This is a genomic window from Actinoallomurus acanthiterrae (genome assembly GCF_054775715.1).
Genome location: NZ_BAAHCO010000001.1, coordinates 5,760,201 through 5,771,985 on the forward strand (window position 1 = coordinate 5,760,201; position 11,785 = coordinate 5,771,985).

Here is an 11,785-nt window from a genome sequence, read left to right on the forward strand (position 1 = left end):
CCGATGTTCGACCTTCACCGGCTGCGCCTGCTGCGCGAGCTCAAGCACCGGGGCACACTGGCGGCCGTCGCCGCGGCCCTCTCCTACAGCCCCTCGTCCGTCTCACAACAGCTCTCGCAGCTGGAGACGGAAGCCGGCGTCCCGTTGCTGGAGCCGGTGGGGCGCCGGGTACGGCTCACCCCGCAGGCCGAGATCCTCGTCGCCCACACCGAGGCGGTACTGGAACGCCTGGAACGCGCCGAGGCGGACATCGCCGCCTCACTGACCGACCTGACCGGAACCCTCCGCGTCGCGTCGTTCCAGACCGCGGCTCTCGCCCTGATGCCGACGGCGCTGAACCTGCTGCGCGACACCCACCCCGGCCTGCGCGTCCACCTCACCCAGATGGAGCCGGAAGAGGCGCTTCCGGCCCTGCAGGCGCGTGACTTCGACCTGGTCATCGCCGAGGAGTACCCCGGCAACCCGAACCCTCGAGCCGCCGAACTGGAGCAAGAGGACCTGCTCGAGGACCCACTGCGCCTCGCGCTGCCCGAGCCGGCCGACGGCACGTTGGGACCGACGGCGGCGCTGCGCACGGCGGCGGACCACCCGTGGGCGATGGAACCCGAGGGCACGGCCGCCCGGCGCTGGGCCACGACGTTGTGCCGTGACGTCGGCTTCGAGCCCGACGTACGGTTCGAGTCCGCCGATCTCCTGCTCCACCTGCGCCTCGTCGAACAGGGCCACGCGGTCGCCCTGCTGCCGGACCTCATCTGGAGCGGGCGCGAACCGACCGTCCCCTTGCGGCTCCTTCCCCGGGGCCGGCGGGCGCGCCGGGTCTTCACCGCCGTGCGCCGGGGCCGCGGCCCGCATCCCGCGATCCAGGCCTGCCGCCAGGCGCTCCGCCTGGCGGCAGGCGAGCGGCACCCGGCCGACGACGTGACCCCGATCCGCTGACGGAAATCGGCACGCCCAGGTCACCGAAAGGAGAACGCGCTGGGGGAGCGGCCGTCCGACGTCGCCGCGCGGCTCGGAAACGCCGTTTCATGTCCGTGCGTCGTATCCGTTCACGGTGGTCGGTCCGGTGTGGCGTCACGTCACTGGCCGAACCTGGCCAACAGGCCTGCCCGCGGCGAGCCTGCGAGTGGGTCGGCGTGCCGAGATGTGATGTCGCCGAGGCGTTTTTGACCAGGCCTTTCGTGGGGCGGATGACCTCAGGCCGGCGTCGGCGCGGACGTGTGGAGCCGGACGGACATTCCAACCGGGGCTTCGCACTGGTGATGTCCGTATATCCGCAGAGGGCAGCCAAAACGCGGTCGCCGGGCGGCGATGTCGGATCTTGTTTGATTCGCCGCACCAAAAGATGTTCAAACAAAGGTATTGACGCGTCATCGAACGCTAACCAACATCTGTGAGCTAAGTCACTGCTCCCGAACGAAGGGAGGTAGAGCAGATGCGTGATGACTGCTTCAGGCCTGATGACCTGCGGATATCGCTGAGGCGAGCCAGCGCGGCGCGTCGCAGCGGGACTGCCCGGCCGCGGTACTGGTAGCGCACCCGGACCGCGTGCACTGGCTGCGGCTACAAGACCGCCGCCCTGTTCTCGGTGCTGAACCGGCCCTGCGACACAGGGCTGAACCAGCGCTGGTCCCGCGAATAACCGCCAAACGCCTGCCGCTGGCAGGAAATCCCCAGGACACGATCCTGCTGGCGGCCGGACCAGAACGCTCAGGTGAGCGTTGCGCCATCCCGAGAGCCCCCCTGGAGACGACATGATCTGGGCATCCCGGTGGAGAGCCCCACTCCTGACGGTCCTGACCCTGCTATCGGGCGTATTGGTCGGTGTGTCCACGCCCCATGCCGCGTATGCGGCGACCTCAACGTCGATCACTCTCGACGGCACCAAGTCGGGCCGGGTGTTCGACGGCGTCGGCGCGATCAGCGGCGGCGGCGGAAACTCCCGGCTCCTGGCCGACTACCCCGAACCGCAGCGCAGTCGGCTGCTGGACTACCTGTTCAAACCCGGCTACGGCGCGAATCTGCAGTCCCTGAAGATCGAGATCGGCGGCGACACCAACTCGACCGACGGCGCCGAGGCCAGCCACGAACACACCCGGGGTGCCGTCGACTGTGACCAGGGCTATGAGTGGTGGCTGGCCGAGCAGGCCAAGGCCCGCAATCCGAACCTCAAGCTGTACGGGCTGTCCTGGGGTGCTCCCGGGTGGATCGGCGGCGGCGACTTCTGGTCGCAGGACATGATCGACTACCTGGTGGACTGGCTCGGCTGCGCCAAGAAGCACAATCTGAGCATCGACTACCTCGGTGGCTGGAACGAACGTAACTGGAACGCCGGCTGGTACGAGAAGCTCAAGTCCACGCTGGTCGCGAAGGGCTATGGCTCGATCAAGGTCGTCGCGGCCGACAGCGGCTGGGACGTGGCCAACGCCATGGCCTCCGATGCGGCGTTCAAGAACGCGGTCGACATTGTCGGTGTCCACTACCCGTGCGGCTACAACGGCTCGTTCACTTCCTGCTCGAGCCCCGGCACCGCGCAGAGCCTGGGCAAACCGCTATGGGCGAGTGAGAACGGTTCGGAGGATCTGGACGGCTCCCCGGGGGTCGATAACGGCAGAGGCGCTCCGGCGGTCGCGCGCGCGATCAACCGCGACTACATCGATGGACAGATGACCTCGTACATCAACTGGCCGGTCATCGCGGCGCTGTATCCGAACCTGTACTTCCAGACCGACGGGCTGTCGCTGGCGAACCAGCCGTGGTCCGGTAACTACCGCATCGGCAAGACGACCTGGGCCACCGCGCACACCACCCAGTTCACCCAGCCGGGCTGGCACTACGTCGATTCCGCGAAGGGATACCTCGGCGGGGACCGCGCCAACGGCAGCTACGTGACCTTGAAGCCGGCCAACAACTCCGACTACACCACCGTCATCGAGACGATGGACGCCACCGCCGACCAGACCGCCACGTTCACGGTCACCGGCGGCCTGCCCACCGGCCAGGTCCACGTCTGGGCGACGAACCTGACGTCGAACAACTCCGCCGACTGGTTCGCCCACACCCAGGACGTGACACCGTCCGGCGGCAAGTACACCCTGACGCTCCACCCGGGCTACGTCTACACGGTCACGACCATGGAAGGTGGAGGCAAGGGCACCGCCACACCCCCGTCCTCCAAGTCTCTTGCCCTGCCGTACTCGGATGACTTCGACGGCTCTGCTACGACCACGTCGCCGAAGTACTTCGCCGACATGAACGGCGCCTTCCAGACCGTGCCGTGTGGCGGCGGCCGTACCGGAAAGTGCCTGCGCCAGATGGCACCCACCCGGCCGATCCACTGGACCGATGAGAAGTCACCCAACCCGTACACCATCATGGGCGACCTGACCTGGAGCAACTACACCGTCAGCGTCGACGCGCTGCTGCAGCCCTCCAGCACCGTCGACGTCCTCGGCCGGGTCGGTCAGCAGGGCAGGAACAACAACGGCCTGAACGCCTATCACCTGATCGTCGGCGACACCGGTGCGTGGGCCATCCAGAAGACCGACACCAGCTGGAACTGGACGACGCTGAAGAGCGGGACGGCGAAGGCGCTCGGCACGAGCTCCTGGCACCGGATCGCGCTGACGATGCAGGGCTCGACTCTCTCGGCGAGCATCGACGGCACGAAGGTCGGCGAGACGACCGACTCCTCCCTCACCAACGGCCAGGCGGGCCTGGGCGTGACCGACTACAAGACCCCCCAGTTCGACAACTTCAGAGTCGACCCGGGCACGGCCCCGCAACCGGCCTCCGGCCCGGTCACCTCGGGAATCGCCGGCAAGTGCCTCGACGATCCCAAGAACTCCGGCACCAACGGCACTCACGTGGACCTGTGGGACTGCAACGGCACAGCCGCCCAGGCCTGGACGTGGACGGGCAGCACGCTCACCCACGGCGGCAAGTGCCTGGACGTCTACAACCAGGACACCGCCAACACCACGCCGGTCGAGCTGTGGGACTGCAACGGCGGAGTCAATCAGCAGTGGTTGCCGCAGCCGGACGGAAGCCTCATGAGCGTCCAGTCCGGGCGCTGCCTTGACGACCCGGGGAACAGCACTACGAACGGCACGGAGCTGACGCTCTGGGACTGCAACGGCGGAAACAACCAGAAGTGGAGACTGCCCTAGCCGCCATCCTCCGGGCTGCGGGCCGGGAGGCACTCCCGTCCCGCAGCCGGACCCCGCACGCGCGCCCGGTCCCGCAGAACCGGTTGTCACACCGGCGGCGCGCACCAGGTCGTCCCCGTATTTCTCCGAGGAGTGGATCCATGTTTCGTCGAGCATCCCTGTTCCTGGCGACCGTTGTGATCAGCGGGTCCGCGATCGCCGTCGCCGCGCCCGCCCAGGCGGCCTCCGTGACCGTGACCAACGCGACGCAGTTCACCGACACCTCCGGCCAGGGCGTGCAGGCCCACGGCGGCGGAGTGATCAAGGTCGGGTCTTACTACTACTGGTTCGGCGAGAATCGTGACGCCGCCAACAACTTCAAGTACGTCTCCGCGTACCGGTCGACCGACCTGAAGGCGTGGGAGTTCCGCCGCAACGTCCTCACCCAGTCCAGCGCTCCCGAACTGGCGTCCGCGAACATCGAACGGCCCAAGGTCATCTACAACGACAGCACCCACAAGTTCGTCATGTGGATGCACAAGGAGCTGCCCAACGGCGACTACAGCCAGGCGCGCGTCGCCGTCGCCACCGCCGGCAGCGTCGACGGCGACTACGCCTATCAGGGCAGCTTCCGGCCGGCGAACAACGAGTCACGCGACATGACCCTGTTCAAGGACGATGACGGCACGGCGTACCTGATCTCGGCCGGCAACGGCAACGCCGACCTGGACATCTACCGGCTCAACGCCACCTACACCGGTGTCGACAAGCTGGTCGCCAACCCCTGGCCCGGCAAGTACCGGGAGGCTCCGGCGCTGTTCAAGCGAGGCGGCGTCTACTTCATGCTGACCTCCGGCCAAAGCGGATGGCGGCCCAACCAGCAGCAGTACGCCACCGCCACCAGCATCGCCGGTGACTGGACCGGCATGACCGACGTCGGCAACGACTCCGCCTACGGCTCCCAGACCGCGTGGGTGCTTCCCGTTCAGGGGTCCGCGGGCACCTCGTACCTGTACATGGGCGACCGGTGGGGCAACTCCGGCTGGGTCTCCGGCGGCAAATCGGTCAACGACTCTCAGTACGTCTGGCTCCCGCTGACCTTCCCCACCGGCACCACGATGGACATGCCCTGGTATCCGCAGGTCGCGATCGACACGGGCGCCGGCGCGGTAAGCGGCGTGGGAGGCGGCCCGTACTACAACCTCGTGGCCCGGAACAGCAGCAAGTGCGCCGACGTCTCCGACAACTCCGCCGCCGACAACGCGATCACCGTTCAGTACACCTGTAACGGCGGCCTCAATCAGCAGTGGCGACTGGAGAACGCCGGCGGGGGGTACTACCGCGTCCTCGCCGAACACAGCGGCAAGTGCCTGGACGTCGAGAACGCCTCCACCGCGGACAAGGCCTACGTCAACCAGTACTACTGCGGATCCGGCACCAACCAGCAGTGGCAGTTCCGGGACCTGGGCAACGGCTACTACCAGCTCGTCGCCCGCCACAGCGGCAAGTGCCTGGACGTCGAGAACGCCTCCACCGCCAACGACGCCCGCCTGATCCAGTACACCTGCGGATCCGGCACCAACCAGCAGTTCCAGCGCCGCACGGCCTGACACAGCGAGATCGCCGTCGCGATCGGCGGGGTGATCGCGACGGGACCTCGTACACGCTGGTTCGGCAGATCAGCGGAATCGGGGCGCGGTACCGCGCCCCGATTCCGCGGTCACGTGGCCTGCGAAGCAGGCTGTCACGTCGCTAGGGGGACGACCTCGCCGGTGGTCGCGCTGGTGCGCGCGGCGTCCAGGACCGTCGCCGTCGTGACCGCGTCCCAGGGGTCGACGGGCAGCGGTCCGGTCCCGCGCACCGCCGCGGCGAACGCCGGGTAGAACACGTCCCACCGGCCGCGTTCGGTCGGGGCGGGCTCGGCGTGGTCCCCGCACAGCACTTGGCCCCAGCGCTCCTGCGGCTCCGCGCCCCAGCGCTCGCCCGCCGAGGCGGGGGTGGCGCCGGCGAGCAGCGCAGCCTCCTGCCCATCCACGCCGTCGACGACGTACGCGCCCGCGGTGCCGCTCGCGCGGAACCGCGGGCCCGGCGCTCCCTGCCGCCAACTGCCCGACAGGTGGGACCGCGCGCCGTCGCGGTGGGTCAGCGCGACGAACACGTCGTCGTCGAACCCGCCGTCGCCGACGTGCCACTCGGCGTACACCCGCTCGACCGGGCCGCACAGCACGAGCGCCTGGTCGACGAGGTGGCTGCCGAAGTCCAGCAGCGTGCCGCCGCCCGCCGCCGGCGGACCCGGGTCGGGCGCGAAGCGCTCGAACCGCGACTCGAACCGCGTCAGCGCGCCGAGCGTCCCCGCGTCGACCAGCCGCCGCAGCGTACGGAAGTCGGAGTCCCAGCGGCGGTTCTGGTAGACGGTCAGGGCCACACTGAGGCGTTCGGCCAGCTCGACGGTCTCCCGCGCGGCGTCCGCGTCCAGCGCGAACGGCTTGTCGCAGACCACCGCGAGGCCGAGCTCGAGCGCTTGGCGCGTCAGCGGGATGTGCGTGTCCGCCGGCGTCGAGATCGCCACCGCCTCGGCGCCGGCGGCGGCCAGCTCCTCCAGCGAGGCGTACGCCGGGCGGTCCAGCTCGGCGGCGACCTGTTTCCGGCGTTCCGGGGACGTCGTGACGACGCCCAGGAACGCGCACTCCGGGGCCGAGGCGAGCAGCGGCGCGTGGAAGTACCGGCCGCCGAAGCCGTAGCCGACGAGGCCGATGCGCAGCGGTTCGGTCATCGGGGGTCCGTCCTTTCTCGAGGTCACTGGAAACGGCCGGGGCGGAACGCGTCGAGCAGCGGGTGGGCCTCCCCGGTCACGATCTCGTCGGCGAGGAGCTCACCGGCGATCAGTCCCAGCGTCGCACCACTGTGCGTGAACGCCACGTGCAGGCCCGGCACCTGGTCGAGTTCGCCGAACACCGGCTCGCCGTCGCCGGGGATCGGCTTGCGGCCCACCCCGTAGGAGTCGAGGACGAGTTCGGGGTTGCCGGCCAGTACCGCGGACGCCTCCCGCAGCAGCCCCTCGACGGTGGCCTCCTTGACCTCGTACGTGCCGTCGGCCTGCTCGATCACCTCGCGCGCGGCGGCGTCGGAGTCCATCACCAGCGCACCGCCGGGGGCCGGGCGCACGGCCACCCGCGGGGTGTTCAGCGTGGCGCGCAGCGCGGTGCCGGCCGGCTTGGCGCGTACGAGCAGGGCCAGTGGCGTCGCGTCGCCGATGGTCGCGCCGAACTCCCGGGCCATGCGCGGAACGTCCGCTCCGGTCGCGACCAGGACGGCGTCCACCTCTACCCGCTCGCCCGACGCCGTCCGCACCGCGGCGACCCGATCGCCCTCGACGACGACGGAGGCGGCGCCGGCGCCCTCGACGACCCGGCCGCCGGCCGCCGTGAGGTCGTCCACGAGCCACGAGACGAGCGGCACGAGGTCGACCCAGCCCTCACCCGGGTTGAAGATCGCGCCCTCCTCGGAGATCGCGGCCGGGTCGACGCCGGGCGTCCAGCCGGCCACCTCGTCGCGGGTGAGCCACTGCGCGTCGTACCCGTTGCGCCGCATGTGCTCGAACGCCGCCCGGTGCCGGTCCGCCTCTCCGGGTGCCGCCCAGGTCAGGCCGCCGTCGAACGTCAGCCAGCCGGCGGAGGACGGCACGCGGGCCGCGAACGTGCGGTACCGGTCGATGCCCAGCACCCGCAGCCGGTGGTACGCCTCGGAGCGATCGCCGCCGAAGGAGTTCAGCCACGACAGCGAGCGGCCGCTCGCACCATCGGCCACCCGGCCCGCCGTGACCAGCACGACGTCCGCTCCGCGCTGGGCCGACCGCGCCGCGGTCGACACCCCGATGACGCCGCCGCCCAGGACGGCGACACGGGGCCGGGACAGGGAAGTACGCATGACAGAGCCTTTCAATGATCGGGTGGCGATCCCGTACGGAGACGGGCGCACAGATAGGTGACGCGGTGGCGCGTCAGAGCGGGGCGGTGCTGGACCGGACCTCGAGGCGGGTCGGGAGGACGATCCGCTCGCCCGGGCGGTCCTCTCCCTTGATGCGGCGGAACAGGCGCTCGGCGGCGGTGCGGCCCATGTCCATGGGGGACTGGGCCACCACGGTCACGGGCGGGTCGACGAGGGCGGTCCAGTCCAGGTCGTCGAAGCCGACCAGCGACACCTCGGTGGGGATCTTCATGCCTCGCCTGCGCGCGGCCGTGAACACCCCCTGGGTGGTGACGTTGTCGGCGGCGAACACGGCCGTGGGCGGCTCGGCCAGCGCGAACAGCGCGTCGGCCTCCGCCTCGGCCTGCCGGATCTCGTCTCCGAGCGTGAAACGGACCAGCTCGGGCGCGGATACGGCGTCGTAGGCATCGAGCGCGGCGAGGTATCCGCGGATGCGGTCGATCGACGGACGCGCCGCACCCTGTACGCCCAGCCGCCCGGTGCCCTCCCGCACGACCAGCTCCGGCCCTTCGTCCGGAACCACGGACGCGACCAGGCCCACCCGCCGGTGCCCGAGTTCCAGCAGGTGCGCCACCGCGCCGTGGGCGGCGGCCTCGTTGTCGATGACGACGCTGTCGGCGTCCATCCCGGCCGTGGACCGGTCGAGCAGCACCACCGGGACGCCGCGCTCCTGGGCATGCCGCAGGTGGCCGACGTCGGTCACCGAGATCGGCGAGACGACGATGCCGTCGATCTGCTTCTCCAGTAGCACCTTGATGGCGTTGCGCTCGACGTCGAGCCGGTCGTCGACGTTGAACAGGATCGCCTCGTAGCCCTCCTCGTGGGCGACGTCGCACACGCCGCGCATCGCGGCGGCGAAGTAGGGGTTGGCGATGTCGGCCGCGACGAACCCGATGCTCTGGGTGCCGCCGGAGCGCATGCTGCGCGCGACGACGTTGGGCTCATACCCCAGGCGCGCGGCGGCGGCCTGGACGCGTTCGCGCAGGTCGTCGCGGACGCGGCCGTAGTTGCCGAGCGCGCGCCCGGCCGTGGCCACCGAGACGCCGGCCTCGCGGGCGACGTCGGCCACGGTCGGGCGTCGCCGGCCGCTCTTGGGGCCTGTGCCGTCTGCCATCACAGGACCTGCGCCAGGAACTTCTTCAGCCGGGGCGACTCGGGCGCGTCGAAGATCTGCTCGGGCGAACCGGCCTCGACGACCACACCGGCGTCCATGAACACCACCGTATCGGCGACCTGACGGGCGAAGCCCATCTCGTGCGTGACGACCACCATCGTCATCCCGCCGCCGGCGAGCTCGGCCATCAGCTGGAGCACGCCCTTGACCAGCTCCGGGTCGAGCGCGCTGGTCACCTCGTCGAACAGCATGACCTCGGGCTCCATCGCCAGCGCCCGGGCGATCGCGACGCGCTGCTGCTGGCCGCCGGACAGCTGCGTGGGCCGGTGGCCGCTGCGGTCGGCCAGGCCGACGTCCTCGAGGCGCTGCATGGCGATCGCGCTGGCCTGGTCCTTCGACATCTTCTTGACGGTGGTCAAGGCGAGCGTAACGTTCTGCAGCGCGGTCTTGTGCGGGAAAAGGTTGAAATGCTGGAAGACCATGCCGATGCGCTGCCGCAGCACGTTGACGTCCAGGGTCGAGGTGTCCTCGCCGTCGAGCAGCACCTGCCCGGCGGTCCGCGTCTCCAGGCCGTTGAGGCACCGCAGCAGCGTGGACTTGCCCGAGCCGGAGGGGCCGATGACGCACACGACCTTCCCGGCGGGCGCCAGCAGGTCGGCGCCGCGCAGCACCTCCAGCGGACCGAACGTGATCCGGATGCCGCGGGCCTCCAGAGACGAGCCCTTGTAACGCCGCCCGGCCATGACGGACGGCTCTGAGGAGGTCACGCGAGCGCTCCTTCCGCGTTGACGGCCGGCGCCTCATCGGCGACCAGGGCTCGGCGGGAGCCCTCGCGCAGCCGGCGGTCGATGTGGTTCACCAGGTGGGTCAGGGGGACGGTCAGCAGCAGGTAGCACAGGCCGGTCGCCAGCAGCGGAGACAGGTTCCCGGTGGTCACCGAGCTGTCCTGGCCGATGCGGAACAGCTCGCGCTGGCTGGTGACCAGGCCCAGGAAGTAGACGAGGCTGGAGTCCTTGATGATGGCGATGAACTGGTTGACCATCGCCGGCAGCACCCGCCGTACGCCCTGGGGCACGACCACCAGGCGCAGCGACTGCGTGTGGGTCATCCCCAGGGCCCGGCACGCCTCCCCCTGGCCCTTCTCCACGCTCTGGATCCCGGACCGGAAGATCTCCCCGATGTAGGCGGCGGACATCAGGCTCAGCGCCAGGATCGCCACCGGGTACGGCGACGCCAGCCAGCTGACCTGCGCCGAGAACACGCCCTCGCCGACCATCAGGATGGTCAGCGCCGCGGGCAGGCCACGGAACAGGTCGGTGTAGATCCGGGCCGGCAGCCGCAGCCACCACCGCTGCGACAGGCCCATGACGGCCAGCACCATCCCGAGCACGCTGCCCAGCAGCGAGGACGCGATCGCGAGCACCAGCGTGTTGCGCAGCCCGTAGGTCAGCAGGTCCGGCAGCACCTGGCGGATCAGCTGCCAGTCGAAGAAGTTCCGGAGAAGATCGTTCACGACTTATCCCTTGGCGGTGTACGGCGGCAGCTGGCTGCTCGTAGGCACCGGGTCCTGCGGGAAGTACTGCTTGTACAGCTTCAGCCAGGTGCCCTCGGAGACGACCTGCTTGAGCGCGCCGTTGAGCGCCGTGACCAGCTTGGTGTTGCCCTTGCGCACCGCCCATCCGGCGGGGAAGGCCGTCGCCGGGATGGTGATCGGCTGGACGAGGTGCAGGTCGGGGTACTTCTTGATGATGGCCAGGTTCGGGTCGAAGTCGTTGAAGAACGCGTCGACCCTCTTGTTCTTCAGGGCCAGGTCGGCGGAGTTGTCGTCGGGGAACCGCACGACGTTCGCGCCGGGGATGAAGGTGTTCGCGTTGGCGTCCTCGATCGAGCCTTGCAGGACCGCGATCTTCTTGCCCTTCACCGTGCCGACGTCGGAGGTGATGCCGCTGTCCGGGCGGGTCAGCACGCCGAAGTCGCCGGCGAGGTAGCCGTCGGAGAAGTCGACCATCTTCTTGCGCGGCGCGGTGATGCCGACGGCGGCGGCGGCCGTGTCGAACTGCCGGTTGTTGACGGCGGGCAGCAGCGCGGAGAAGTCGAGGGAGACGAAATTCGTCTTGAGGTTCAGTTTCTGCGCGACGGCGTTGATCAGGTCGATCTCGAAGCCGGCGAGCTTGCCGTTCTCCTCGTAGGCGTACGGCTTCATGTTGTTGGTGGTGCCGACCTTGAGGACGCCCGCCTTGGCGACGCCGGCCTGCGCGGCCTGCGTCTTCGAGCCGGAGCCGCAGCCGGTCACCGCGAGCAGGGAAACCGCGATCGCGGCGATCGCCGCTCGCGCGGTGGAAGGCTTTCTCATCATTCTCCAATGCGTCGGGGAAACGGCGTTACGGCCGGGAGGACTGGGGAGGGGAGAGGGCACCGGACGCGGTGCTGAAGTGGCGTGCGTATCGAAGGCCGAACGACGCTGGCCGGCGACCGAGAGAACGTTCTCTCGCTTCAATGCAGAGAACGTTCTCACGCAGGCGTAACGTCGTCAAGACCT

Annotated in this window: 9 protein-coding genes; 3 read left to right on the forward strand and 6 right to left on the reverse strand. The window is 69.7% G+C overall.

What is annotated here, in order from left to right; translation table 11 throughout:
• Positions 1-3: 3 nt before the first annotated feature.
• From ACYVF7_RS27305 to ACYVF7_RS27315, 3 genes are all read left to right on the forward strand, one after another.
• A complete protein-coding gene (locus ACYVF7_RS27305; RefSeq protein WP_460346368.1) occupies positions 4-936 on the forward strand; it encodes a LysR substrate-binding domain-containing protein in 933 nt (310 codons plus the stop codon).
• A gap of 887 nt (positions 937-1,823) precedes the next feature.
• Entirely contained in the window at positions 1,824-4,166 is a 2,343-nt protein-coding gene (locus tag ACYVF7_RS27310; RefSeq protein ID WP_460346370.1) for a ricin-type beta-trefoil lectin domain protein, read from the forward strand.
• Positions 4,167-4,306: 140 nt separating this feature from the next.
• The gene (locus ACYVF7_RS27315) at positions 4,307-5,755 is read left to right on the forward strand and encodes an RICIN domain-containing protein (RefSeq protein ID WP_460346372.1); all 1,449 of its coding nucleotides are present in this window, start codon (positions 4,307-4,309) and stop codon (positions 5,753-5,755) included.
• Positions 5,756-5,889: 134 nt separating this feature from the next.
• Here the strand turns inward: ACYVF7_RS27315 and ACYVF7_RS27320 are convergent, their stop codons facing one another.
• The 6 genes from ACYVF7_RS27320 to ACYVF7_RS27345 form a co-directional block, all read right to left on the reverse strand.
• Positions 5,890-6,918: a Gfo/Idh/MocA family protein gene (locus tag ACYVF7_RS27320; RefSeq protein ID WP_460346374.1), complete on the reverse strand. Its 1,029-nt coding sequence runs from the start codon at positions 6,916-6,918 to the stop codon at positions 5,890-5,892.
• Positions 6,919-6,941: 23 nt separating this feature from the next.
• Positions 6,942-8,072 (reverse strand): NAD(P)/FAD-dependent oxidoreductase, encoded by a 1,131-nt coding sequence (locus ACYVF7_RS27325; RefSeq protein ID WP_460346376.1) that lies wholly within the window; start codon positions 8,070-8,072, stop codon positions 6,942-6,944.
• 73 nt (positions 8,073-8,145) lie between these two features.
• A complete protein-coding gene (locus ACYVF7_RS27330; RefSeq protein WP_460346378.1) occupies positions 8,146-9,246 on the reverse strand; it encodes a LacI family DNA-binding transcriptional regulator in 1,101 nt (366 codons plus the stop codon).
• Entirely contained in the window at positions 9,246-10,013 is a 768-nt protein-coding gene (locus tag ACYVF7_RS27335; protein WP_460346380.1) for an amino acid ABC transporter ATP-binding protein, read from the reverse strand. Before ACYVF7_RS27335 ends, ACYVF7_RS27330 begins: the two co-directional genes overlap by 1 nt.
• Entirely contained in the window at positions 10,010-10,759 is a 750-nt protein-coding gene (locus tag ACYVF7_RS27340; protein ID WP_460346381.1) for an amino acid ABC transporter permease, read from the reverse strand. The genes ACYVF7_RS27335 and ACYVF7_RS27340 overlap by 4 nt, the downstream gene beginning before the upstream one ends.
• A 3-nt stretch (positions 10,760-10,762) precedes the next feature.
• Positions 10,763-11,602, reverse strand: coding sequence for an ABC transporter substrate-binding protein (locus tag ACYVF7_RS27345; RefSeq protein WP_460346383.1), 840 nt, complete (start codon positions 11,600-11,602; stop codon positions 10,763-10,765).
• Between the last annotated feature and the right edge of the window lie 183 nt (positions 11,603-11,785).